Annotated in this window: 22 protein-coding genes, 3 tRNA genes and 1 pseudogene; 23 read left to right on the top strand and 3 right to left on the bottom strand. The window is 34.9% G+C overall.

The genetic code is table 11. From position 1 onward, the window contains the following. Positions 1–181 precede the first annotated feature (181 nt). The 16 genes from NST63_RS26310 to NST63_RS26235 all read left to right on the top strand — a co-directional run bounded on the left by NST63_RS26310 (position 182) and on the right by NST63_RS26235 (position 13,671). A tRNA-Lys gene (locus tag NST63_RS26310) sits at positions 182–254 on the top strand. An 18-nt stretch (positions 255–272) separates the two neighbouring features. Further along, a tRNA-Asp gene (locus tag NST63_RS26305) sits at positions 273–349 on the top strand. A gap of 166 nt (positions 350–515) precedes the next feature. Next, positions 516–588 (top strand) — tRNA-Phe (locus NST63_RS26300). 364 nt (positions 589–952) lie between these two features. Next, the gene (locus NST63_RS26295) at positions 953–2,422 is read left to right on the top strand and encodes a peptidoglycan DD-metalloendopeptidase family protein (protein ID WP_341044119.1); all 1,470 of its coding nucleotides are present in this window, start codon (positions 953–955) and stop codon (positions 2,420–2,422) included. Between the two features lie 555 nt (positions 2,423–2,977). Next, positions 2,978–3,688, top strand: coding sequence for a response regulator YycF (gene yycF / locus NST63_RS26290; protein ID WP_071975503.1), 711 nt, complete (start codon positions 2,978–2,980; stop codon positions 3,686–3,688). Between the two features lie 4 nt (positions 3,689–3,692). Continuing rightward, positions 3,693–5,510, top strand: a complete 1,818-nt coding sequence (walK, locus tag NST63_RS26285; protein WP_341044118.1) for a cell wall metabolism sensor histidine kinase WalK — start codon at positions 3,693–3,695, stop codon at positions 5,508–5,510. Next, entirely contained in the window at positions 5,507–6,829 is a 1,323-nt protein-coding gene (locus NST63_RS26280) for a YycH family regulatory protein (RefSeq protein WP_212944922.1), read from the top strand. The genes walK and NST63_RS26280 overlap by 4 nt, the downstream gene beginning before the upstream one ends. Then, complete coding sequence (locus NST63_RS26275; RefSeq protein WP_212944923.1) at positions 6,816–7,616, top strand: two-component system regulatory protein YycI; 801 nt, start codon at positions 6,816–6,818, stop codon at positions 7,614–7,616. Before NST63_RS26280 ends, NST63_RS26275 begins: the two co-directional genes overlap by 14 nt. Positions 7,617–7,621: 5 nt before the next feature. Next, a complete protein-coding gene (locus tag NST63_RS26270) occupies positions 7,622–8,416 on the top strand; it encodes an MBL fold metallo-hydrolase (protein WP_058005119.1) in 795 nt (264 codons plus the stop codon). Positions 8,417–8,673: 257 nt separating this feature from the next. After that, positions 8,674–9,906: a S1C family serine protease gene (locus NST63_RS26265; RefSeq protein WP_341044117.1), complete on the top strand. Its 1,233-nt coding sequence runs from the start codon at positions 8,674–8,676 to the stop codon at positions 9,904–9,906. A 229-nt stretch (positions 9,907–10,135) separates the two neighbouring features. Further along, entirely contained in the window at positions 10,136–10,294 is a 159-nt protein-coding gene (locus NST63_RS26260) for a CxxH/CxxC protein (protein ID WP_065107298.1), read from the top strand. 83 nt (positions 10,295–10,377) lie between these two features. Beyond that, complete coding sequence (gene rlmH, locus NST63_RS26255) at positions 10,378–10,857, top strand: 23S rRNA (pseudouridine(1915)-N(3))-methyltransferase RlmH (RefSeq protein ID WP_058005117.1); 480 nt, start codon at positions 10,378–10,380, stop codon at positions 10,855–10,857. A 59-nt stretch (positions 10,858–10,916) separates the two neighbouring features. Continuing rightward, positions 10,917–11,096, top strand: a complete 180-nt coding sequence (locus tag NST63_RS26250; protein WP_341044116.1) for a hypothetical protein — start codon at positions 10,917–10,919, stop codon at positions 11,094–11,096. A 33-nt stretch (positions 11,097–11,129) separates the two neighbouring features. Continuing rightward, the gene (locus NST63_RS26245) at positions 11,130–12,209 is read left to right on the top strand and encodes an ankyrin repeat domain-containing protein (RefSeq protein ID WP_341044115.1); all 1,080 of its coding nucleotides are present in this window, start codon (positions 11,130–11,132) and stop codon (positions 12,207–12,209) included. Next, on the top strand, positions 12,210–12,845 hold the full coding sequence (locus NST63_RS26240; protein WP_341044114.1) for a hypothetical protein: 636 nt from the start codon (positions 12,210–12,212) through the stop codon (positions 12,843–12,845). It begins immediately after the preceding gene. 370 nt (positions 12,846–13,215) lie between these two features. Further along, positions 13,216–13,671, top strand: coding sequence for a hypothetical protein (locus NST63_RS26235; RefSeq protein WP_341044113.1), 456 nt, complete (start codon positions 13,216–13,218; stop codon positions 13,669–13,671). 115 nt (positions 13,672–13,786) lie between these two features. On the opposite strand, the gene NST63_RS26230 is transcribed toward NST63_RS26235, so the two are convergent. Continuing rightward, positions 13,787–14,704 carry an iron-hydroxamate ABC transporter substrate-binding protein gene (locus NST63_RS26230; protein ID WP_341044112.1) on the bottom strand — a complete coding sequence of 306 codons (918 nt, stop codon included), beginning with the start codon at positions 14,702–14,704 and terminating at the stop codon, positions 13,787–13,789. 641 nt (positions 14,705–15,345) lie between these two features. Between NST63_RS26230 and NST63_RS26225 the strand changes: the two genes are divergently transcribed. Continuing rightward, positions 15,346–15,720 (top strand): VOC family protein, encoded by a 375-nt coding sequence (locus tag NST63_RS26225; RefSeq protein ID WP_058005112.1) that lies wholly within the window; start codon positions 15,346–15,348, stop codon positions 15,718–15,720. A 254-nt stretch (positions 15,721–15,974) separates the two neighbouring features. Here NST63_RS26225 and NST63_RS26220 read toward each other — a convergent pair whose 3' ends face one another. After that, positions 15,975–16,559: a TetR/AcrR family transcriptional regulator gene (locus NST63_RS26220; protein WP_058005111.1), complete on the bottom strand. Its 585-nt coding sequence runs from the start codon at positions 16,557–16,559 to the stop codon at positions 15,975–15,977. 198 nt (positions 16,560–16,757) lie between these two features. Between NST63_RS26220 and NST63_RS26215 the strand changes: the two genes are divergently transcribed. From NST63_RS26215 to NST63_RS26205, 3 genes and pseudogenes are all read left to right on the top strand, one after another. Continuing rightward, positions 16,758–17,492 carry a glucose 1-dehydrogenase gene (locus NST63_RS26215; RefSeq protein WP_058005110.1) on the top strand — a complete coding sequence of 245 codons (735 nt, stop codon included), beginning with the start codon at positions 16,758–16,760 and terminating at the stop codon, positions 17,490–17,492. A 425-nt stretch (positions 17,493–17,917) separates the two neighbouring features. Further along, entirely contained in the window at positions 17,918–18,868 is a 951-nt protein-coding gene (locus NST63_RS26210) for an L-lactate dehydrogenase (RefSeq protein ID WP_341044111.1), read from the top strand. Positions 18,869–19,285: 417 nt separating this feature from the next. Next, positions 19,286–20,055: pseudogene (locus tag NST63_RS26205) on the top strand (isocitrate lyase/PEP mutase family protein). 193 nt (positions 20,056–20,248) lie between these two features. Here the strand turns inward: NST63_RS26205 and NST63_RS26200 are convergent. Beyond that, positions 20,249–21,013, bottom strand: coding sequence for a DeoR/GlpR family DNA-binding transcription regulator (locus NST63_RS26200; protein WP_341044110.1), 765 nt, complete (start codon positions 21,011–21,013; stop codon positions 20,249–20,251). Positions 21,014–21,379: 366 nt separating this feature from the next. Between NST63_RS26200 and NST63_RS26195 the strand changes: the two genes are divergently transcribed. From NST63_RS26195 to NST63_RS26185, 3 genes are read left to right on the top strand one after another with little or no spacing between them, the layout of a single operon-like run. Beyond that, entirely contained in the window at positions 21,380–22,132 is a 753-nt protein-coding gene (locus NST63_RS26195; RefSeq protein ID WP_341044109.1) for an ABC transporter ATP-binding protein, read from the top strand. Then, positions 22,125–23,747, top strand: a complete 1,623-nt coding sequence (locus NST63_RS26190) for an ABC transporter permease subunit (RefSeq protein ID WP_341044108.1) — start codon at positions 22,125–22,127, stop codon at positions 23,745–23,747. Before NST63_RS26195 ends, NST63_RS26190 begins: the two co-directional genes overlap by 8 nt. 28 nt (positions 23,748–23,775) lie before the next feature. Next, positions 23,776–24,780, top strand: coding sequence for an extracellular solute-binding protein (locus NST63_RS26185; RefSeq protein WP_341044107.1), 1,005 nt, complete (start codon positions 23,776–23,778; stop codon positions 24,778–24,780). Positions 24,781–24,797 lie beyond the last annotated feature (17 nt).

Here is a 24,797-nt window from a genome sequence, read left to right as displayed (position 1 = left end):
CTTCATTTAAAATACGTAGTTCTATATTAGAAAATGAAGAAAAAAATTTTTTTGCTGAAAAATGCCGAAACTTGTTGCAGGATTATATAATATTATGCTAATATAAAATACGTTGTTACGAAATAGTAATAATTAAGTTAATAACTTCATTATCAATGAGTTTATTAGTTTTTTATATTATGAGCCATTAGCTCAGTTGGTAGAGCATCTGACTTTTAATCAGAGGGTCGAAGGTTCGAGTCCTTCATGGCTCATCCCATATATCATAAAGTGGTCCGGTAGTTCAGTTGGTTAGAATGCCTGCCTGTCACGCAGGAGGTCGCGGGTTCGAGTCCCGTCCGGACCGCCATTTTTATAAAAAATACAGCTCAGTAGCTCAGTCGGTAAAGCACGTTCGAATAAGCTACAAAGCAAAACATCAGCGTACCAATTGAGTAATAGCTTGAATAAGCTATCTGAAATTTGGACGATGACGAACTACAATTAATTACATATAGAAAATGCATATTGTATACGGCTCGGTAGCTCAGTCGGTAGAGCAATGGACTGAAAATCCATGTGTCGGCGGTTCGATTCCGTCCCGAGCCATCCAAAAAGCACTGCGATGACATAGACTCTCGCAGCGCTTTTTTTTATGCTATCTCGTTGTAATCTATTTGTAATGATAATGGAAATAAAAGGATGTTTGCATGTTGATTTCTATATACATTCCTCTCGTTAGTCCCTATGAAAGCCTTTTCTTATCAACATATTCTCTCTTAAAATAGTACAGAAAAAAGAAGAAATACTTTATCATTTTTTGGATGAAAATGTAACCTTTTATACAATTATGTTACATTATGAAAAATTGTGTAAACTTTCTTAAACTTTATGTTAATGTAATAAAGGGAAAAAATTGAATCCATTTTCCTAGTAGATTGGACGTGTTTTAGGTAATTTGGGAGGTTTACGTATGAATTGGAAAAGAACATTACTCCATTACTCATCCGGGTTTCCAAAAGAAAGCATTCAACATCAATCAATGAATCTATTCAAAAAAGCGGTTATTTTAGCATTTATTCTTTCTTCTATATTCTTCAAAGTAATTTCTTCATCAGCAGATACAAATATAGATACCGTTTTCCATGTATATATGAATGATGAATTTGTGGGTACCGTTTCGGATAAAAATGTCATCGAAGACGTTGTTAATTCTGAAGTGAATGGTATGAAAGCAAGGTTTAAAGATTACCATCTCATTTTAGAAAACAAGCTTACCTACATCCGAGAACAAGTTTTTCGACCTCAAGTTGAAAATGAGCAAACAATCGATAGAGTAAAAAAATTACTAACCATTCATGCAGAGGCAGTTAGTCTAGTCATTAATAATAGCCCTGTATTATATGTGAAAAATTCTAGCGATGCTGAAAAGGTCCTACAAAAGCTTAAACAAGGATTTGTTTCTGAAAAGGAATTGTCCCAATTAAAGGCTATTGGCACAAAATCAAGTGAGTTGCCGCCACTTAAAGAAAATCAATCTCGACTATTAGACGTTTCATTTACTGAAAAGGTTTCATTTAATAATACAAAAGTAGATCCAGGTAGCATCTATACTGTAGATCAAGCCGTAAAATATCTGCAAAAGGGTACGCTAAAACAGCAAGTTTATAAGGTGAAAGAAGGAGATGTACTTGGATCAATTGCAGCAGAGCATCAATTAGAAGAGGAAAAATTGCTCCAATTGAATCCGGATTTAAGTGAAGATACGATTCTTCAAATTGGACAAGAATTAAATATTACGGAATATGAGCCTCTTGTTCATGTCATGGTTCAAAAGGAAATACATAAGATTGAAAAAATCCCATATAAAAAAGAGGTCATCGAGGATCCTTCTATGTACAAAGGGGATAAAAAGGTTAAACAAAAGGGGAAAAACGGAAAAAGTGAATTGACTTATATTATCACTGAGGAAAATGGTAAACAAGTAAAGAAAGATATAAATGAAGAGAAGGTATTAAAAAAGCCTATTAACCACATTGTCATCGTAGGAACAAAGGTAACCCCATCTAGGGGATCTGGTGATTTTACTTGGCCAACAAATGGGGGCTATATCTCCAGTCAGCTTGGTCAAAGATGGGGTAGTATGCACAAAGGAATTGATATCGCAAGACCAAGTAATCGTACGATTAAAGCTGCAGATAATGGAAAAGTTGTATTTGCAGGCTGGGATGGCGGTTACGGAAATAAAATTATTATTGATCATAATAATGGATTCCGTACAGTCTACGCTCATTTAAGCTCAATCAATGTTTCCGCCGGTGAAATAGTACCAAAGGGATCAGCCATTGGGGTCATGGGAGCAACAGGAGATGCTACTGGTATTCATCTACATTTTGAAGTATACAAAGATGGAAATCTAATGAATCCATTAAGCTATTTATAAATAGGGAACTAGGAAATGCTGAGGGTATCCAATAATGGATACTCTCAATTTTTTTAGATCAATCCATTAATTAAAGATATTTACCTTGTTGTTTGGTAAAGTTTTAAGAATAAATATAGGTTAAGGACCGTAAACATCCTTATTCGCTAATAAATGAGTTGCAAACTTTTTTTTAAAGTCTTGATTAAAGACGAATAATTAGTACGAAGTTTATTCTTTTTGTTAGGGAAATGGCAATAATGGAAAAACCTAATTTGGCATAAAAGATGAATTCATGAAAAGAACATGTTAAATTAAAATAGAGGAATTTTAAGATTTTTGCCGTATTACCTTCAAATAACTAGATGTTTGTTCTAGAATAGATGAGATCATTCATTTAGTGATTGTACCGATAATGCTTATTTTTATAGATAGTAAAAGAGAAATGGAATGCACATTCATATAATATGAAAAATAAATGATTGAAACGAAAATAATACGTTTAAAGAATTAAACTGATTTTTTATATGTAGGTCGGAATATTAATTTATAAATAATAGTTAGGGGAGTAGTTAAATGGATAAGACGATATTAGTCGTAGATGATGAAAAACCAATTGCTGATATCCTTCAGTTCAATTTAAAGAAAGAGGGATATACCGTCCATTGTGCATATGATGGTGATGAAGCTATCAAGATGGTCGAGGAATTGAATCCAGATTTATTAATTCTTGATATTATGCTCCCAAAACGTGATGGGATTGAGGTATGTAGAGAAGTCCGCAAAAAGTATGAGATGCCAATTGTTATGCTAACTGCCAAGGACTCTGAAATTGATAAGATTATTGGACTAGAGCTCGGAGCTGATGATTATGTAACGAAGCCTTTTAGTACAAGAGAATTAATTGCACGTGTGAAGGCAAATTTACGAAGACATCAGCAGGTAGCTACTCAAACTGAAGAAGAGGAAAAGAGTAGCGAGATAGCGATTGGATCATTAGTGATTCATCCAGATGCTTATATTGTGTCAAAACGTGGCGAAACAATTGAATTAACTCATCGTGAATTTGAGCTGCTTTATTACTTAGCTCAGCATATCGGTCAAGTAATGACGAGGGAACACCTGCTTCAAACAGTTTGGGGTTATGATTATTATGGTGATGTACGTACAGTCGATGTTACTGTAAGACGCTTAAGGGAAAAAGTTGAGGATAATCCAAGTCACCCAATATGGATTGTAACAAGACGAGGAGTAGGCTACTATTTACGCAATCCTGAACAGGAGTAATGGAATGAAAAAGGTTGGATTCTTTCAGTCAATACATTTGAAATTTGTATTAATTTTTATCTTGCTTATATTAATTTCTATGGAAATTATAGGGGTTTATTTTATTAACAAATTGGAAGAAAAGCTACAACAAAACTTCACGAGTTCAATAGAAGGTAGGGTAAAGAGTCTAGAATATTTAATTCGTGAAGCCATGAAAAGTGATAATAATACCAATGAAGATATGTCCAGTAAAATTCATAAAATACTATCTGATAATGAAACGAACGATATAGAGGAAATTCGCCTTATAGATAGTAATGGTGTGATCCTGGGAACATCTGATTCAAGCAATCAATCAGTAACAGGGCAGAGGGTTACTGATATTAACATTAAAAGAGCACTTGTATCAGGGAAAAAATGGGATAGACGATTTATTGATAAAGCTGGTAAAAGAATTTGGGTTCTAGTAAATCCTATTCAATTAAATAGTAATGATACGGGTTATATTTATATCGTTGGGAAAATTGAATCTGTTTATAAAGAAATCAATGAGATTAATAAAATTTTTACTACTGGAACAGCTATTGCCATGGTTATTACAGCAATGCTCGGGATTGTACTAGCCCAGACGATTACGCGACCAATAGCTGATATGCGTAGACAAGCGATGGCGATGGCGAAGGGTAATTTTTCCAGGAAAGTTAAGGTATATGGAAATGATGAAATTGGTCAATTAGCATATAGCTTTAATCACATGACTAAAAAGCTTCAAGAAGCCCAAGCAACAACGGAAGGGGAACGGCGTAAATTAGACTCAATCCTTGCACATATGACAGATGGTGTCATTGCTACGGATCGAAAAGGAAAAATCATTCTGATTAATAATCCCGCTGCTGAAATGCTAGATGTTTCACGTGAAACAGTCCTTTCTCAAGAGCTAGTATCATTATTGAATATTGAGGATTTACACCAATTTGAGGATTTATTAAAAGAACAAGATTCAATTATCTTAGACTTTAGTACAAAAGAAGAACCGTATATTTTACGAGCAAGTTTTTCAATTATACAAAGTGAAACAGGTTTTGTTAGTGGATTAATTACGGTGCTTCATGATGTTACTGAGCAGGAAAAAATCGATATGGAAAGACGAGAATTCGTATCAAATGTTTCACATGAATTAAGAACTCCACTGACTACAATGCGAAGTTATTTAGAAGCACTCGCTGACGGTGCTATAGATGATAAGGAAATAGCACCAAGGTTCCTAACCGTCACACAAAATGAAACGGAACGAATGATACGGCTTGTGAACGATTTGCTGAAGCTTTCAAAAATGGATAGTCGGGATTACCAATTGAACAAGGAATGGGTCAACATTATCGAATACTTCCATCATGTGATTGATCGCTTCGAAATGGCAAAAGATCAAAATGTTACGTTTAAACGTAAACTACCAAATGCGGGTGTATTTGTAGAGGTTGACTTAGATAAACTAACTCAAGTTCTCGATAATATTATTTCAAATGCATTAAAGTATTCTCCAGAGGGCGGACAAATTACTTTTCTGGCACGAGAACTAGAGGAAATGGTTGAACTTAGTATTTCCGACCAAGGAATGGGGATACCTAAGGATAATCTTAAGAAAATTTTTGAGCGTTTTTATCGGGTTGATAAAGCACGAACAAGAAAAATGGGCGGTTCTGGTTTAGGACTTGCTATTGCAAAAGAAATGGTAGAAGCACATGGTGGTGAAATATGGGCCAGAAGTGAGGAAGGAAAGGGCACAACGATTTATTTAACCCTCCCATATGATCGCACGCAAGAGGATGATTGGTCATGAAGTATGAAACAATGAAAACAGTTATTCTTGTATTTCTCGTAGGAGTAAGTATTTATTTGACGTGGACATTATGGACTTTCCAGGTTAATTATGAGGAAATTAACAATTCTGAGCCGGTAAAGGAAGTAGTTGAACCGAAGGAAGTAAAGGAAATTGTACAGCCTAATAAGTTGGTTTTTCACGAAAATGACCATTACGTTGGAACTACGAATGAAACCGAAATTAATCGTGTGATGGATGAGATAGCTGCTTGGAAATTCTATGATATAGGCGAAGCAAAAGCATATAGAAGCAATGATATAAATAAAGTGCTCAATGGTCCGAATAAGCTCATCATAGAATTTCCAGATCTTGTTCCGTTTGAGCTTTATAAAGGTGTTCTACGTGTTAGTGATCGTGAAATACCTAATGAAGAATTTGATATATTGGTGATTGATTTATCAAATCCATCGCAAAAGGTAGCTACTGCCTATTTTATCAACACTAAAGGTAATGCTAATAAAGTATTTAGTGGATCAGCTAGTTATTCTAGTTTACAAGCATTTGTGAATAAAATTAAAAACAAAAATGAATCTTATGTTCCATATGATTCCTACAAAGTAACAAATGGCAGATTCTTATTATTACCTAAAGATAGTGTGAAATTAAACCGAAATAGATATTACTGGGATAAATTAGATGGAGATATTATTGAAAGGTATAAAAATGCCTTATTTCCGGATCCGAAAGTCGTAGAGAAAAGTCTCGATGGAAATAATGTCGGATATAATGACGGGACTAGCTTTTTGAATGCAAAAACAGATCTAGGTACAATATCTTTTATTAATCCGGGCGAGATAACAGGGAATTATCATAATGGAAAAGACTTAATCAAACGTAGTATTGATTTTGTTAATCAAAATGGAGGGTGGAATGATGACTTTCGTTACTTCAGTAAAAATCAAGAAAAAAACCAAGTCATTTTTCGCTTATTCATGAATGGAATTCCTGTTTTTAATAATAATCATCTTGCAGAGATTGTGCAAAGCTGGGGAGAATCACAGATATATGAATATGAACGTCCATATATAGATGAGATGGGGAGCCTCCTAATGACTGATTATCAAGAGGTTCAATTACCTAGCGCTTCTAGTGTCTTAGAGTCTTTGTTAAAAGATGATAAAATTGATCATAAAAAAATTGAAAATATCTTAGTCGGTTATCAGCTTGACTATGATTCAGTTAATAAAATCCTTCTCTTTGAACCGACATGGTACTATCAGTATGACGGTAAGTGGCAGCCATGGGATATTAAGGGGGAGAAATATGGATTGGAATAAAACAAAGTCGATGTTTATATTTGTATTTCTGATTCTTGATATATTCTTATTAGTCCAGTTTTCCCGCCAATATGAGGAGAGTAAAATAGAGAGATTAAAGGATCCATCATTAGAGGAAAAACTAGAAAACAATAATATCAAATATTCAGGATTACCAACTGAAACATTGAGAAGCCAGTATGTTAGTGCTAAAGTAAAGAAGTTTACAGAAAAAGATATAAAGGAATTAACTGATCAGGATATAACAATCGGACCCAATAAAACAACGCTCAAATCAAAATTTAAAAAGCCAATAAAAATAAAAAGTGGAAATGACCATGTTCTAATGGAGAACATTCTTAAAGAACGTATTCTGTTTGGGGATCAGTATAAATATTGGAAATACGATAAGGACAAAAAGCTCATTGTTTTTTATCAGGTATATGAGAATAAGGTTTTCTTTAAAAATAAAAATGGACATGTTACCCTACACTTAAACGATAAAAATGAAATTGAATCCTATGAACAAACATTTTTAGAAAATGCGGAGAAGAGACGTGAAGAAAATGTTTTACCTGCAATAACGGCCATAGGTAATCTATTGGATAAAAAGTTAATCATGCAGGACAGTGATATTAAGGTAGAATTAGGCTATTATACATTAATTCAACAAACTGAATCACAGGTTCTCGTTCCAACATGGCATTTAATCGTGGAGCATGATAAGAAAAAAGAGGATTTATATGTCAATGCCATCGAAGGCCGAGTGATACCGAAGGATGATAAAGAGAATGAATCATTGGAGTGAAAATAATGTCATTGCATTTTAGTGTACTTGCTAGTGGAAGTACAGGAAATGCGATATATGTTGAAACAGATAAACATTCCTTTTTAGTTGATGCGGGACTAAGTGGAAAGCAAATGGAAGCCTTGTTTCAAAAAATTGATCGCAAACCGGATAATTTAGACGGAATTCTTGTTACACATGAGCATAGTGACCATATAAAAGGTGTTGGGATACTAGCACGTAAATATAAATTACCCATTTATGCTAATGAAAAAACGTGGAAAGCAATGGATGGATTAATCGGAACGGTTCCAACCGAGCAAAAATTCCTATTTGAGATGGAAACGATAAAAACATTTGGATCATTAGATATTGAATCCTTTGGTGTTTCACATGATGCAGTAGAACCAATGTTTTATGTGTTTAATCAAGGGCAGAAAAAACTCGTGGTCATTACGGATACAGGTTATGTTAGTGATCGAATGAAAGGAACTATTTCAAATGCCGATGTTTTTATTTTTGAAAGCAATCACGACGTTCAAATGCTTAGAATGGGGAAATACCCTTGGAGTATTAAAAGAAGAATATTAAGTGATGTAGGACATGTCTCAAATGAAGATGCTGCCATTGCAATGAGTGAGGTAATCGGCGACGCCACTAAGAGAATATACCTTGCCCATTTAAGTCTTGATAACAATATGAAAGATCTTGCTAGAATGAGTGTAGCGCAAACCCTCGAAGCACAAGGATCAGGGGTTGGTCATCAATTTGATTTATTCGATACTGATCCAAAAATCCCAACTCCACTTACAGCGGTGTAATTTTGGTAAAAAGAGTAGAAAATCTTTATATCCAGGTTTTTTACTCTTTTTTTTGTGGTAAATAATCTATAAAATTGGCTGTTTTTCGATGAAAATACATACTTCTATATCATCCCATGATCCCTTTAAATCCCAATTTAATTTACATTCATATGAATTCTTAATGCGGTTTAATGATATTTTAATAATTGCTGATTATAATAAGGATATACACAAGGTAAACTATAGGATATAGATATCGAAAGGACTGGTGTAGCGTGGGTTATTATGATGATCATGAAGAGAATCGCTATAAACAACCAAATAGAAAAAAAGGCGGTTCTTTTTTATCTGGATTAATTGGAGCAATTATTGGAGCACTTATTGTCGTAGTAGCATTTCCTGTTATCAATGGTGTGACAAATAATACCTCAAATAACGAAACAACCTCTACAGTAGAAAATAACCAAAACAGCCATAATAATGTAACAGGAAAAACAGTCTCACTTGATGTGACCACCGATATTACCAAAGCAGTGGCAAAAGCCGAAAAAGCAGTAGTTGGGATTGCTAATATTCAATCTCAAAGCTTCTGGACTCAGCAGGGGCAAGGAGATCAATCCCAGGAAACAGGATCTGGCTCAGGTGTCATTTATAAAAAAGAAAATGGAAAAGCCTTTATTGTAACGAACAATCACGTGGTTGAAGGGGCAGATCAATTAGAGGTAACTCTATCTGATGGTAAGAAGTTACCTGCAAAATTATTAGGCAGTGATGTATGGACAGACCTTGCAGTTGTTGAGGTTGACGGTAAAGAAGTAAGCACAGTTGCAGAGTTTGGAGACTCAGATAAATTAAAGCTTGGTGAACCTGTCATCGCCATTGGGAATCCACTTGGACAGCAATTTTCGGGTTCTGTCACACAAGGAATTGTATCCGGTGTGAATCGTACAGTACCAATGGATTTAAATAATGATGGATTAGAGGATTGGGAAGCAGAAGTATTACAAACAGATGCAGCAATCAATCCTGGTAACAGTGGTGGTGCGTTAGTGAACGTATCTGGTCAAGTTGTTGGTATTAATTCAATGAAAATTGCACAAGAAGCAGTAGAAGGGATCGGCTTCTCGATTCCAATTAATTATGCTGAGCCAGTTATCAATGATTTAGAGAAATACGGAAAAATTAGAAGACCAGCTATGGGTGTGACTTTACAAAATGTAAGTGATATTCCAGCTTATCATCAACAAGAGACATTACGATTACCAAAAGATATGAATCAAGGTGTGATGGTTGAAAGTGTATCACCGGGATCTCCAGCTGGCAAAGCAGGAATGCAAGAAATGGATGTTATTTATGAATTGGATGGCCAAAAGGTAAATAACATTCTTGAGTTAAGAAAGTATTTATATAATAATAAAAAACCTGGCGATACCATGAAGGTGAAATTTTATCGCCAAGGAAAATCAAAAGAAGCAACATTAACATTATCGAATGAATCCAACCTATAATTCACATGTGAATAATTTAAAGGAAGGCCTAGTGCCTTCTTTTTTTGTTTGGTTCTTATCTCAAACATCCTTTGTTTATATTAGTATGTGGATAAGTGGGCTTGCACGATTTAAATAGTAGAATCTTGATGCTAGGCTTTCCCCATGTGGATAAATCATGTAAAATATCTGGTGGATGATTGAGAAGACTAAATGGAAAGAGTACTTTTAAAATAAAGGGGTGAAATCGATGATTTTTGCTTGTGCGGAACATGTTGAATATGCGCTTGAAATCGCTACAGAACAGAGGATGGAAGCACCAAATTTTGAAAAAATTGATGAGAAAAACAACTTATCCACAAGTTGTGAATACTGCAAAAACCCAGCAATATATCTTGTGGGGAACTAATATTCCCCTACAAAATGTGGATAGTTTTTGTGGATATGTGGATAAGTGCTGTGGATATAATGTTTGCAAAGTGGGGGTAATCTGTGAATATCTCAATAATTACAGTAGGAAAACTAAAAGAAAAATATTTAAAACAAGGAATCGATGAATACTTAAAACGCCTCACCGCCTATGCGAAGGTCGAAATCATTGAAGTCCCCGATGAAAAAGCACCAGAAATTTTAAGCGAAACAGAAATGGAACAAGTCAAAGATAAAGAAGGCGAACGAATCCTCGCAAAAATTCACCCCGATACCCATGTAATTGCGCTAGCTATTCAAGGGAAAATGAAAACCTCAGAGGAACTAGCTGATACAATTGATAAGCTAGGTACATACGGGAAAAGTAAAATTGCCTTTGTGATTGGTGGATCATTAGGATTAAGTAAAGCCGTCATGGACCGTTCAAATGAAAGTCTATCCTTTTCCAAGATGACGTTCCCGCATCAGCTGATGAGATTGGTATTAGTCGAGCAGGTGTATCGAGCGTTTCGGATAAATCGGGGGGAACCGTACCATAAGTAGATGAGGTATTATAAAATTAATAGTACCTCCTAAATTGATGGATGGAGATGCTGTTTTGTATGTTAATGCTTCAGTATCGAGCCTCATTAGCAAGTAAACCAACTATTCTTTCTGCTATGGGCGAAGACTCTAAGCCTATTGCAGGCACATCGTTAGAATTTGGCTCCGGTTATGCAAGCACTGCTGGCGGAAGCGGAGAGGAAGAGACAGGCACTGGGATTCACCAACTGGATGAGTAAGTAACTCATTATGCATATATAGGAGTGTTTGGGATGATTGTTCTGAAAGATATCGGGAAGTTTGAGGAACTGCCGGAAATCGCCATGCATATTTACCATGGAAATATTCCAGCTTTACATGCTGCAATTACAGCGGGTTGGGATATTGAGGCAGGCATTGTACTTAGTAAACGTACTACATTAAGCCCTTTGGATCTGGCGCTTGTATTGCAGAGAAGGGAAGTTGTGGAGCTGCTAGTAGAACACGGGGTTAATCTGAATGCCCATCATAATCCTGCCTTTTTACGAGCTGTCCGCTATTGCAAGGAAGACATCGTTAGGTACATTGCAGCACAAGGAGCCAAGTTGGATAAGCTCAATCAAACAGGTTTAGGAGCATATTCACAAGCCTACTATGGCAACAAAAACAATATCCCGCTTATTCATGAGTTGGGATTAGATATCAAGCTGCATGGCGGCGCTGTATTGCGTGAAGCCGTATCGGACCATGACCTTAAGACACTCAAGTATTTGCTCGATCATGGAGTGGACATCAATTATAATAAGCCGGATATGGTCTATCCTTATCAAGCGACTCCGTTAACCGTTGCCGTGCGTATGGGGAATTTGGCTATGGTCAAATTTTTGATTGAACACGGGGCGGACGTTACTTTAGCAGAAAAGGGCGGCGAGAGGCCTTATACGATTGCCGTCAGTAATAAGCATACAGTCTTGGCCGACTATTTAAAATCGCTAGAGCCGGCTGACATACATAATCTAGAAAACAAGAAGCATGAGCTAAAAAAATATAAATTACCCGATGAACTGGTAGCTTTTCTTACCGGAGACAAGCTCCGTCTTGAGCTGGCGCAAAATGAATTTGAAATCGGGTATATCGACTTTTTTACATTGACCGATACGATTGAAATGAAACTCGGCAGACAAAAGCTGCTGCGCATATCAGCTGATATAGACAATTATTCTGATCTGCAGCTAGTTTGGAATCCGAAGAAAAAAGGTCAGATAGGCTGTTATGACGTGGAGCATCAGACTTATGCAGATTTATGCAGCTTTACAGAGTTCCGTGCGCAGCCTGAAATGTACCTCATTAAGTTTCTTGAGGGAGAGTTGTAAATGAAAAACTGTACGAATATTTTAGTTGCGAGAACAGACTGTATTCTTTATTATGCGAGACCAGTCCTGTCAAACGAACGTGGTATAGGCTGGATCGGTGGGAATGCACCTGACTTCTTTGATGATCAAGCAGACTTTATCCACGAAGGTAACCAAAAATATTATTTTTACTTGAGCCTCGTCCATCCCTTTAAAACTGAGAGCATGATTTCAATCTTCATCCCAGAGGACTATGAGGAATATTTGAACAACAATGTTTACCCGAATTGCTCGATAAAGGTAATTGAGCATCGAATTTCAACGGAAAGCGTTAAAGATATGTTTACTAATTCAGGTCTTATAAAACATGTAATTTTAGACGGAGAAATAAGCAATGACGAAAAATCCATGAATCAGTCTTTCCTGATCAAACTAGGTGGAAATCCGAGACTTATTCAAAATGAAGGCTATTATTTTACGAAACTTAAAGAGGAATCATTTTCTTTTTTATTTCAAGTAGATGAAGATGGTTACCCCGAAACATTGCTTCATCCCGATTACAATTATCCTTTTGGTTTTGGATCACTATATATTTTCGCCAAAATAGGGATAACTGAAATCCAACATCCAGTAGCAGGTTTTTGGCAATTTTCTTGATTTAACACAGGGAATGTAAAGTAATTGAACTGATCCTGGAGGGATGCTGTAAACGGCATAACCGGAATGAATGCCCCATATGTCTCCGGAATATAAAGTAATAGACTAGATTCGCTGATTCCAAGCGACTTTTAAATTACGAATCTGACACATTCTGAAAAATAGTTTTGACTGATCCCTGAAGAAAGAACAGCAGCAACCAAGTATGTGAAAATAAAGTTTAAGACTGCTGCTGTTTTATTGAACGAACATACCCGTTAGCTCAAATATGTACCTAAATTCTTAAACCATCTAAATCAGAGGGAAGGTGGTATGATATACTCAGGGATATAACTTAGGTAGTTTATTTTAAATCGAAGGAGCAGTCGAGATGTTATCGGAAAAAGTGATTAATTATTGCAAAAGTAAAAAATGGTGGTTTGATGACGTTGAAGAGGAGTATGAACACGCATTAGTAAAGTTAGGCATCGATTTGAGTTCAGATTTTGCTAATTTTTATTTGCATGCAGAGGATGGGCCGACTTTCTTTAGCAGACAACGTGAAATCTATCAGATTTGTTGGTTTATGATCAATTCTTCTGATTATATGTTAGGCATGGAGAGAACTCATGTAGGTTTAAAGCTGCCTGAAGAATATATTCCGTTGGATAGTTTTGAAGGGGAGTTCGGCTTTTTTTATAATAAGAACACAGACGAAGTGTTAGGCCTAGGATTGGGTCAGCAGATGGAGGCCTTTTTTGCTGGTAAATTGAATCCTCAATGGAAAAGCTTTAACTCCTTCCTAGAGTGGTATTTTGAACTGACAGATTCGTGTGTGACTATATAGATCAGCTACAGCTGCGAAGAGGACCACAAGGACGTACCCAGTGGTCTGACACACCATTTATTATTTGAGTAATTTAATATCACTTCTAGCAACGTCCACAAGGTTCTCTGACTATTTAAAAAAAGTGCTCTTCAAAATATTTCAATTGGTAATCTAAAGTTATAGAATCGTTAAACATAAAGGCATTTCCATCCACTTCAATTACATGGTTGTTCTTCACAGCGGGCATTCCTTTATATAAATCTGTCTGTTGATACGAATTATCTTGGTCATTATATTTACTAACAATTAAGTAGTCCCCAACATAGTCCGGTAATACCTCAGAGGAAATCATGTAGTAACCTTCTTTACTTGTCATTTCCTTTACTTTATCAGGCATTTTCAGACCTATTGCCTTATAAAGAACTTCTGTGCCTCTTCCCCAACTATCGCCAAAAATACCCATATCTTTATCATAACTTTCCATTACAGTTACCGTTGAATCTTCGCCAATTTTCGCTTTAATTTCATTTCCTACAGTATTTGCACGTTTTTTGAAGTCATCAATCCAGTTTTGAGCTTCTTTCTCTTTATTTACTAACTTACCAATTTCTAAATGCTGTGTTAAATAATCTACTTTATTATAAGTATAGGTAACTGTTGGAGCAATTTTTTTCAACTTATCTAGGTTTTTATTATCATTTGATCCAATAATTAAATCTGGTTTTAATTCAATAATTTTCTCCAAATTCTCATCTGAAACGGCTGGAACATCTTTTAATTGATCATTAAATAATGGACTTTTCTTAGCCCATTCATCCACGCCTACGATATTAACACCAAGTGAAATTACATCGCCTGCATTGCCAGTCAAGACTACTACTCTTTTCGGATGAGCAGGTACTTTAATAGGGCCATTTTCAGATTGGTATGTAATCATTTTGCTTTTGCCCGCTTTACTTGCATCACCTACTGACTGGCTCTTTGTGGTATTGCCACAGGCACTAAGAATAAGAACTAAAATTAAAATGAAAGGTATAATTAATTTTTTCAACTTAAGATCCTCCTTAAAATTAAGTATAATCTCTACCTAATAATTAATGATAATGATAATCATTTTCATTAAAACTTTAGTATTTTTTTAGTTTTTTGTCAATGACTAGTTGGGAAAACAGGGCGTGGTTGGCAATGTATACAAGCTATGGAAAGTATCTAACAGGGAACAAACAAGTAGATATAAAATACGATGGAGTAAAGCTTCTCTTCTCAAATCTATAATGATAAAAAGGCAGGGAGTAGGATTAGTAAAAACGCTTCTGCCTTTTTATTATTCTATTTTAGGTCTTTCACGAATCAAGAAATGATATAATCATTGATAGAATATTATAAATATTTATTTGCCCGAATATTAGAGCGGGGAGATAAGGTATTGAAGTAGTTAAGCATAAAAAAATGGGACAAAAAGCAAATGATATTAAAAGGTTTAATACTTTGTAAAGAATGTGGTAAAGATGCTTGATTTAGAAAAAAGTCAGTTGATAGTAAAGAACTCTGTTTATCGGCAAAACATAACAATGACTGTAAATAAAAGAAGTCAAATGCTTCTGGAGAAAAAATAGATGATAGAGCATAGCTCATGAAATTCAAGCATTCGATTTTGATATCCTATATTCCATTCAATAAGGAGAGGTAAGCATGAAAAAATCGTTTATTGAACAAGTTCATTACATAAGAATTCCGGTTAGAGATTTAGACCAATCAGCTAAATGGTACAAAGAGGTGCTAGGATTACAACTGTTAACCATCACAGATGACCCTTATGCAATTATTAAAGTAAATGATGGACCATTTTTAGTTATTTTAGTACCCACTGATGATGAAACTTATGCTCATTTTACTGTTAATGGTGAACCGGCTTTCAACATTGGCTTTACTAGTCCTGAATTAATTAAATTTCACCAGCATCTAATTGATAATGGAGTCAAAGTTGAGGATATAAAAGAAGATAATGGGCATGCATATTTCCATTTTTTTGATCCAAGTGGTAATAAACTTCAAGTACACTGGTAGAAATCATTATATAATTATCTTTTAATATTATTTAACAATTAGTAGAGTAAATCGCTGAATAAGATAATTTACTTAGATAAAGTCAGTAGATAATCCATGATGTAGAAGCTAACAATCTTATATGATAGGTTGTTAGCTTCTTCTTTAATTTCACATAAGTATGTTTCTCCAGTTGATTACGATGCTAAAAACCGCAAAGTCAATCACAATTGATTTGATTGCTTTTCTGACAAAAATGTACTGGCGATAGATACTCACTCTTTATTTTTAACGATGATTTCACCTAATGTTGTTGTGTATAGGTATGATAATCTTTTTGCCATTTCCTCAGGAGAACTTTTAAACCCTTCTTTAATCCAGTAGATAAACAAACCTAAAAAGGCATAGGTTTCATAATAGTTGACTGCTTCTATATCGAACCATACACCATCTTTCAATTCTAAATCGCTGCGGCTAATAGCCGAAATAGTTTCGCAAAAAATATTTTGTGAACCTGGGATTACTTCTCCCATTAACATGAGAGAAAACACAAATTGGTTATTAAATACAAATTCAAAGATTGGAATACTTTGGGTGGAGTCTGCTAAAGAGAATGTCTTTTTCCCTTTAAAACTTTCTTTATAGTACTGTGCTAGCTCATCTAAATAATCATGAAAAATATCTGCTAGAAGCTGCGTACTATTCTCATAATGGGAATAAAATGTAACCCTATTGCAGTGAGCAACTTCTGCAATTTTAGTAATAGAAATTTCCTTAAATTCCTCTTCCTTTAATAGCTCCAACATTGCTTTCTTTAAGTTTTTTCGTGTTCTTAAAATACGACGATCTTCATTTGCCACTTATTTTCCTACCACCTTGCAACGTACATTCTTTTCAAAAGTATAACACGAAATAAGAAAGAACACTTTTAGCAGATTAGCAAATCTCCTTCTTTGACTTTTATATAGAATTTTGTTATTTTACAGTTGTAGTTTAACTTTAATCATTTTTCTATTGATGAGGATATTCAGTTTCGTACTGAAAAGGAGGAGTTACTAATGACTCGTTTAGAAGGTAAAGTAGCAATTATTACAGGTGCTGCCCAAGGTATGGGAGCATCTCACGCAAGACGCTTTGTGGCAGAAGGTGCAAAAGTTGTTATAACAGATTTAAATGAAGAAAAAGGTACCGCTTTAGCCAGTGAATTAGGTGAAAATGTTTTATTTGTAAAACAAAATGTTACTAGTGCAGAAGATTGGGCAGCTGTTGTTGCGAAGGCTGAAGAAAAATTTGGACCAGTCAACGTCTTAGTAAATAACGCCGGTATTACAATGGCGAAATCTATACTTGATACGACAGAGGAAGAATACCGTCGCATCGTGGATATTAACCAAGTATCTGTCTTTTTAGGAATGAAAAATGTTATTCCATCTATGCAAAAAGTTGGTGGCGGTTCAATTGTTAACATCTCTTCAATCAATGGTATTGTTGGGGGTGCTGTTGGGTACACAGATACTAAATTTGCTGTTCGTGGTATGACAAAAGCGGCTGCAATGGAATGCTCACATTATGGCATCCGTGTTAACTCGGTACATCCTGGTGTTATCGCCACACCTATGGTTGTGCAAGAGGATACAAAAGCAGCTGTAGAGGAATTTGCTAAACATATTCCTTTAAAACGAGTTGCGCAACCAGAAGAAGTAACAAATCTTGTGCTTTACTTAGCTTCTGATGAATCAAGCTACTCAACTGGTGCTGAATTTATTGTAGATGGCGGCATCACTGCAATGTAAATGTAATTAGATTTAATAGAATAAAGTCGTAAACTAGCGCGGCTTTATTCTATTAAACACTTCCTTCTTATTCCAATTTGTTATGTTTTGATAGAGTAATAACCAGCATAAAAAAATAGGGTTCATCGTTTCTTCATAAATATTGTGAAACACTTCACATATTATGTGTTAAACTAACCATGTTAAAAAAAGTAGAAAACAAGCATTCAAGTAAACTATATTTTTTTAAATTGATTTGTGAAATACTTCACAACATGGTCGGCCATTTGTGTTTTTTACTATATATATTTATTAGTTAATCTTTCCCTTTTCATAAATTAATTTAATCCTGGCAATTCTAGGATTAGACTATTTAGATTGATTGAAATTAGAATAATCATCTGGCTAATCTTTAATTTTATAGAATCTGAAGGGGGATCTATTTTGTGAATAAAGAAAAAGTAAATCGTATTGTATTAGTTGGAACAGGTGCTGTAGGTTGTAGTTATGCCTATTCTCTTATTAACCAGGGCGTGGCGGAGGAGCTAGTCTTAATCGATGTTAATGAAGCAAAAGCTGAAGGTGAAGCGATGGATCTTAATCATGGAATGCCTTTCGCACCCTCACCTATACGTGTATGGAGTGGTTCTTATCAAGATTGTGCGACTGCCGACCTAGTTGTTATCACTGCTGGACTGGCGCAAAAGCCAGGGGAAACTCGTTTGCAATTAGTCGAAAAAAATACGAAAATATTTAAGCAAATTGTAAAAAGCATTATGGAAAGTCGATTTAATGGGATATTCTTAGTTGCAACAAATCCAGTGGATATTTTAACCTATGTGACTTGGAAAGAATCGTGTCTACCAAAGGAACGTGTAATTGGTTCTGGGACAGTATTAGACTCCGCGCGTCTAAGATCTGCGCTAGGAAAGTATTTCAATGTAGATACAAGAAATGTTCATGCAGCCATTATCGGTGAACATGGAGATACTGAGCTTCCAATTTGGAGCCATGCAATGATCGGAATTGAGCATCTCAATGCTGTATTGAAGCGTAAGGGAGATTTAAAAAAAGAATGTTTAGATGAAATCTTTGTAAATGTCCGTGATGCGGCCTATCAGATCATTGAGAGAAAAGGGGCAACATACTATGGGATAGGAATGTCTCTCGTTCGGATTACAAAAGCCATCCTTAATAATGAAAACAGCATTTTGACAGTATCCGCTTATCTTAACGGAGAATATGGACAAAGTGATGTATATATTGGAGTTCCCGCTGTCATTAACCGTTCCGGCATTCGCGAAGTAGTTGAGATTGAACTAAATGAAAAGGAAACAGAACAATTTAATCATTCTGTTTCTGTGTTAAAAGAAACCATGCAGCCTGTGATTGAATGAAATAAAGTATAGATCATTTTCATTAAAGAACTTTCTGCAAGAATAAATGAGTTTTCTCCAATAAGATTTAATCTAAAAAATGGTGAAATTAGACTTTGCAAGTGAAGCACTGTATAGCTTCACTTTTTGTTTTATTTTAGGCTCTTTTCTCAAACATTGCTGTTATTTAGGTAAAGTTTTGGTTGGTGAAAGTTGGATGAAATTAAACTATCCCACTGAGATAAAGGCTGTAAACCCTCCATAGATACGGTGAATCGTTTATATCGGGTAGAAGTCGTTAGTAAGGGCTTTACAAATGCAACGAACGACACAAAACCAGCCTTGTTTTATATCCAGACCATAAGAGCAAGAATGAGGACGAATTGGAGATACGTTACTTGTTAAAATGAATCCAGCAACGATTAGGAGGAAAATATAATGAACAAGATACAGGAATTCAATGAGTTACATTCTTCAAAGGAATTATTATTTTTAGGAAATGCCTGGGATTTACTTTCAGCCTTATCACTTGAAAAAGCAGGTTTCAAAGCCATTGGAACGACTAGTTGGGGAATTGCAAATTCACTAGGATTACGAGATGGTGAATTAATTGATTTTGAAAGGCATTTAGGGATCATTAAAACGATAGTAGATAATGTGAAAATTCCTGTATCTGCGGATATTGAGGCGGGCTATAGCGAAGATCCTAGCAAGATTATTCATCATGTTTTAAGGACCGCAGATGTAGGGGTAGTAGGTATCAATATTGAGGATTCATTAAAAAAGTCAAATGGCTTAAAAGAGATTTCATTGCACTGTAATCTTCTGGAGAAAATAAGAATCGCGTTAGACCATCATGGTTATAAGGATTTTTATATTAATGCTAGAACAGATACTTACTTCCAAAAGGAAAACCTTTAATGGAAACAATAGAACGAGCACAGGCATACGTTGATAGTGGCGCAAGTGGGATCTTTGTTCCAGGCTTGAAAGAGCATTCAGAGATTAAAGAAATCACTATGAATGTCAATGCTCCACTGAATGTCTTATCTTTACCAGGACTAACAAATTGTTATCAGCTTCAGGAATTAGGAGTGAGACGTTTTAGTTTTGGAAATGCACTATCTGATACAGTCATTGCTTATTTAGAAAAGAAGGTTGACGAATTGATAGAGCTTAAGGATACATCCCTCTTGTATGAGTGGTAGTATGAAAAAGTAGTTAGTCAAAACGACAAAAGGGAAAGTGCACCAGCGATTAAAAAAGTGATTATAGTCGTTTGTTAAAATGAGAATAAGAAATTATCATATCTTTTTATCATTCTCAGACTATGATCCCATCTGTTAATACGATTAAAAGAAGAGGTGCGACCAAATTGGCGCACCTTTTGTTGTTCAGCGATTATGCTTCTAGAACAATTAAATTTGTATTTGTTTTTTTAAATTGATTGATGAAAAGTTTACTTATATTATGATCTGTAATAACATAATCGATTTCGCTGAGTGGTGCTATTCCAATGGTGACGTTCTTACCGAATTTTGTACTATCAGCGGCCACATAGATTTCATTGGATAGTTCGATCATTTTTTTTCTGGTGATGGCTTCTTCCACATTATAGTCAGAAATTCCTTTTTCGATTGTGATTCCACTTGCACAAATAAATGCCTTTTGTATATTTAATTGGTTAAAATTAAATAAATATTCATATGTTACGACCGATCTTTCGTCTCTCCTTATTTTTCCACCAATAATAATCAGTTCAATGTCACTATTTAGTAGTTCAAGTATAACTGGAATCGAATTAGTTATGACTGTTAGCTTTTTTTTGTTTTTTATATATTTTGCAATCTGAAAAGTTGTCGAACCGCTATCAATATAAATACAATCCCCATCTTGAATGTATTCACTACATTTTTGAGCAATGGTTTCCTTCTCTTTTAAGTGGCTGACCATTCGTTCATCCATTGTTGATTCTCCAAAATTTTCTTCAACAATTTTAACGCCACCGTAAATTTTTTCAATCTTTCCTTGCTTTGTCAGCAAGCTGATGTCCCTACGCAGTGTATCAATGGAAACGTTTAATTCCTTCGTTAACTCAGTTAACTTCATTACTTTTTTTATCATTAATAACTCGACAATTTTCTTTTGTCTTTCAAGAGGAAACATCTTATTCACCCATTTATAGTAAGTCTTTTTAAAAGGCTCTTTTCTAAAACATTATTGCTATTTAAGTAAAGTTTTAACAAATAACGATTAGCAGAAGACCGCTATATCTTTTATTGGATGTAAAAGCATGCGGTAGCTTGTACAAAAGCAAAACTATACGAAAACAGCCTTTTAAAATTATACTTCAAGTTTACTGATTGCTTATTAAATTTTCAATATATTAGCATATGTTGTGGTTAAATTAATTATGATTTATTAATAATTTAGTAAAGAGTTATGCATAATTTACATATTATTTACATGATCCTAAACTTACATTTACAAATGGTAATTATACTTAAAGTCGTAATCAGGGAGGTGAATAGTTTGCTGAAGCTACAAAATATAGGCAAACACTATGACCAAAAGGTCATTTTGGAAAATATCAATCTTGAAATTGATACTGGAGAAATTGTTTCACTATTAGGTCCAAGTGGCAGTGGCAAAACCACCTTATTATCTATTATTTTGGGGTTAACTAAAGCGGATCAGGGGAAAATCATTTTTAACGATGTGGATTTGAGTAATGTATCGATGAAGGAGCGAGGTTTTAATATTGTTTTCCAGGATTACGCACTTTTTCCCCATATAAATGCTTATGAAAATATTGTATATGGAGTAAAAAATAAGAAAGGGTTAGTTTCAGAGAAAGAGATAAAGGAGTATATCGAATTCCTAGAGCTAACCCCCCATTTAACCAAAAAAATAGGAGAATTATCAGGTGGTCAGAAACAAAGGGTTGCACTTGCAAGAACATTAGTAACAAAGCCGAAAATATTATTGTTAGATGAACCTTTAAGTGGATTGGATGGGGTCATTAAGGAATCAATTAAGGAACGGATTAAGTCAATTGCAAAGGAGTTTAAGCTTACAACCATTCTTGTCACCCATGACCCGGAGGAAGCCCTAACCTTGTCAGATAAAATTTTGATCATAAATCAGGGAAATATTTCACAGTTTGGGACCCCATATGAAATTATAAATCAACCAAGTAATGGTTTTGTGCAAGAATTTATTCTCAAGCAATTACAAATTAAGCGACAAAATATTTATCACTTATTTGGTGAAAAATATGCCTAATGTAAAACCAGAAATGAGGATTATTTTTACTATCACAGTATGTTTATTTGCAGTCTTTCTAGTATGGCCTTTGGCCACTTTATTTGTTCGATCATTTGAAACGGCTAATGGATTCGATGTCGCGAATTATCACTCAATCATTTCTAATAAAGAACTAATGAAGTCCATTGGGAATAGTCTCTTAATTTCTAGTATTACGGCTATTATCTCTACTATTTTAGCATTTATCCTAGCCTATACCATCAATTGTACGAGGATTTATCAGCCTGTAAAGGGAGTAATTAAAACGGGGATGCTTATTCCAATGCTGCTTCCGACTATCACCTATGGATTTGCGATTATGTATTCTTTTGGAAATCAAGGATTAATTACAAAGCTTTTTGGACGAAAAATATTCGATATTTATGGATTTAACGGCTTATTAATAGGTTATGTCATTTATACATTACCATCAGCATTTCTTCTTATTAATAATTCCTTTAAGTATATTGATAAGAAATTTATCATTGTTTCTAAACTAATGGGTGATGGGACATTGAGAAGTTTTATGAACACGATTATTCGCCCTTTGTGGGGAACCTTAGCTGGTGCTTTCGTCCTTTCCTTTATCTTGAGCTTTACCGATTTTGGGATCCCTGCTTCGGTTGGGGGAACGTATGATGTGGTAGCAACTCAGCTATATCAAGTGATGCTTGGTTCCATACCAGATTTCAATAATGGTGCTGCAATTGCGGTAATCATGTTAATCCCTGCTGTATTTGCTGTTTTTCTTTTAAATTATCTTGAAAAATTTAATTTCCACTATGACAAATTTACAGAAATCGAATTGATTCAAAATAAACCAAGAGATATTTCCTTTAGTGTAATCTCTTCTGTCATTTTAATAGGAATGGTTGCCATTTTTGCCGTAATGTTCGTTGCACCGTTAGTAAACAGCTATCCTTATAATCTAGCATTTACATTGAGCCATTTCATTGATGTGTTTCAATCAAGTGATTTAGTCAATGTTTATAAAAATTCAATAGTAATAGCATTATTAACGGGAGTAGTTGGTACGTTTGTTGCCTATAGTGCAGCACTAGTAAATGTACGTACACCGCTTAAAGGAAAAAGATTAATGGACACCATTTCAATCATTACCAATACAGTACCAGGTATGGTATTAGGTTTATCGTATTTACTTCTTTTTAATAATAGTAGTTTAAAAGGAACGATCACCATTATTGTGCTATGTACATTGGTCCACTATTTTACGACGCCTTATTTAATGGCTAAAAATACCTTAGCTAAAATGAATCCGACTTGGGAAACAACGGGGGAATTATTGGGAGATAGCTGGCTAAAGACGATCCGTCGAGTTCTTTTGCCAAACTCAGTATCAACAGTATTTGAAATGTTTAGCTACTATTTTATTAATGCGATGGTAACGATTAGTGGAATCATCTTCTTAGTAACAGCTGAAACTTCAGTAGTAGCAAGCAAAATTAAAGAATTGCAGCACTTTGCTAAATTCAATGAAATCTTTGTTTTATCGATACTCATCTTTGGTACGAATTTAATCGTTAAATTATCTTGTGATTATCTTCAAAAACGACCATCAATTAATAGGAATTGAAACTTTTGATAAAAGTGAGGGGAAAATGATGTTTAAAACGATTAAGGGAATGTTCCTGTGTCTTATTGCTTTTAGTTTAGTATTTACATTGGTTGGCTGTAATAATAATTCAAATGCTGCAAAGGCAAATAAAGCAAAGAAAGTAGTTATTTTAACGAATGGGGATGAAGAAGCAGTTGCAGCGATGGAAAAGTCATTAAAAGATGCGGGATATGAGGGGAAATATGTCGTGCAATCCTTGGGTACATCTGAATTAGGAGGAAAGCTAATCGCTGAAGGAGATAAAATAGATGCCAATTTAGTCACAATGAGTTCTTATTTTATCCAAAGTGCTCAAGAAAAGCATAAGATGTTTACCGATTTAACATTCACTGCGAATGCATTAGAAACATACCCATCCTACTATACACCGATTCTAGCTAATACCGGTTCTATATTTGTCAATACCGAAGTCATTAAAGAAAAGGGTTTACCAATGCCGACTTCTATAAAGGACTTAACAAAGCCAGAGTTTAAAGGATTAGTATCGATCCCAAATATTATGGACTCTTCTACAGCCTGGTTATTGGTCCAAGCTATTATCAATCAATATGGAGAAAAGGAAGGAAAAGCTATTCTTCACGATCTAGTAACAAATGTTGGTCCACATCTTGAAAGTTCTGGATCAGGTCCTATTAAGAAAGTTCAGGCTGGGGAAGTGGCTGCGGGTTTTGGTCTTCGCCACCAAGCAGTAATTGCGAAAGAACAAGGTGCACCAATTGATTATATTGATCCATCTGAAGGGAATTTCTCACTGACTGAATCTATTGCTGTGGTGAAAAAGGATGATAAAACAACAGATTTAGCGATGGACATGGCGGAAGTCATTGTTAAGGAAGGCAGAAAAGAGTTAATCAACAATTATCCTGTTGCCCTTTACGAAGGAGAAACAATTAGTGATATACATAAACCTGCTCACACAAAGAAATTTGACCAATCATTAACTGTTGAACTATTAAAGCAGCATCAAGAGTTTTTCAATTCAGCGAAGTAAAAAATAGGGAGAGATGG

The organism is Heyndrickxia sp. FSL W8-0496 (genome assembly GCF_038007825.1).
Classification (GTDB): Bacteria; Bacillota; Bacilli; order Bacillales; family Bacillaceae_C; genus Heyndrickxia; species Heyndrickxia oleronia.
The sequence above is the reverse complement of the archived record's forward strand: the minus strand, read 5'-3'. Positions and strand labels throughout refer to the sequence as shown.

Coding starts and splice junctions, on each gene's coding strand:
- NST63_RS26295 (WP_341044119.1), top strand. CDS start 953: ATGAATTGGAAAAGAACATTACTCCATTACTCATCCGGGTTTCCAAAA.
- yycF (WP_071975503.1), top strand. CDS start 2,978: ATGGATAAGACGATATTAGTCGTAGATGATGAAAAACCAATTGCTGAT.
- walK (WP_341044118.1), top strand. CDS start 3,693: ATGAAAAAGGTTGGATTCTTTCAGTCAATACATTTGAAATTTGTATTA.
- NST63_RS26280 (WP_212944922.1), top strand. CDS start 5,507: ATGAAGTATGAAACAATGAAAACAGTTATTCTTGTATTTCTCGTAGGA.
- NST63_RS26275 (WP_212944923.1), top strand. CDS start 6,816: ATGGATTGGAATAAAACAAAGTCGATGTTTATATTTGTATTTCTGATT.
- NST63_RS26270 (WP_058005119.1), top strand. CDS start 7,622: ATGTCATTGCATTTTAGTGTACTTGCTAGTGGAAGTACAGGAAATGCG.
- NST63_RS26260 (WP_065107298.1), top strand. CDS start 10,136: ATGATTTTTGCTTGTGCGGAACATGTTGAATATGCGCTTGAAATCGCT.
- NST63_RS26250 (WP_341044116.1), top strand. CDS start 10,917: ATGTTAATGCTTCAGTATCGAGCCTCATTAGCAAGTAAACCAACTATT.
- NST63_RS26245 (WP_341044115.1), top strand. CDS start 11,130: ATGATTGTTCTGAAAGATATCGGGAAGTTTGAGGAACTGCCGGAAATC.
- NST63_RS26240 (WP_341044114.1), top strand. CDS start 12,210: ATGAAAAACTGTACGAATATTTTAGTTGCGAGAACAGACTGTATTCTT.
- NST63_RS26235 (WP_341044113.1), top strand. CDS start 13,216: ATGTTATCGGAAAAAGTGATTAATTATTGCAAAAGTAAAAAATGGTGG.
- NST63_RS26225 (WP_058005112.1), top strand. CDS start 15,346: ATGAAAAAATCGTTTATTGAACAAGTTCATTACATAAGAATTCCGGTT.
- NST63_RS26215 (WP_058005110.1), top strand. CDS start 16,758: ATGACTCGTTTAGAAGGTAAAGTAGCAATTATTACAGGTGCTGCCCAA.
- NST63_RS26200 (WP_341044110.1), bottom strand. CDS start 21,013: ATGTTTCCTCTTGAAAGACAAAAGAAAATTGTCGAGTTATTAATGATA.
- NST63_RS26190 (WP_341044108.1), top strand. CDS start 22,125: ATGCCTAATGTAAAACCAGAAATGAGGATTATTTTTACTATCACAGTA.
- NST63_RS26185 (WP_341044107.1), top strand. CDS start 23,776: ATGTTTAAAACGATTAAGGGAATGTTCCTGTGTCTTATTGCTTTTAGT.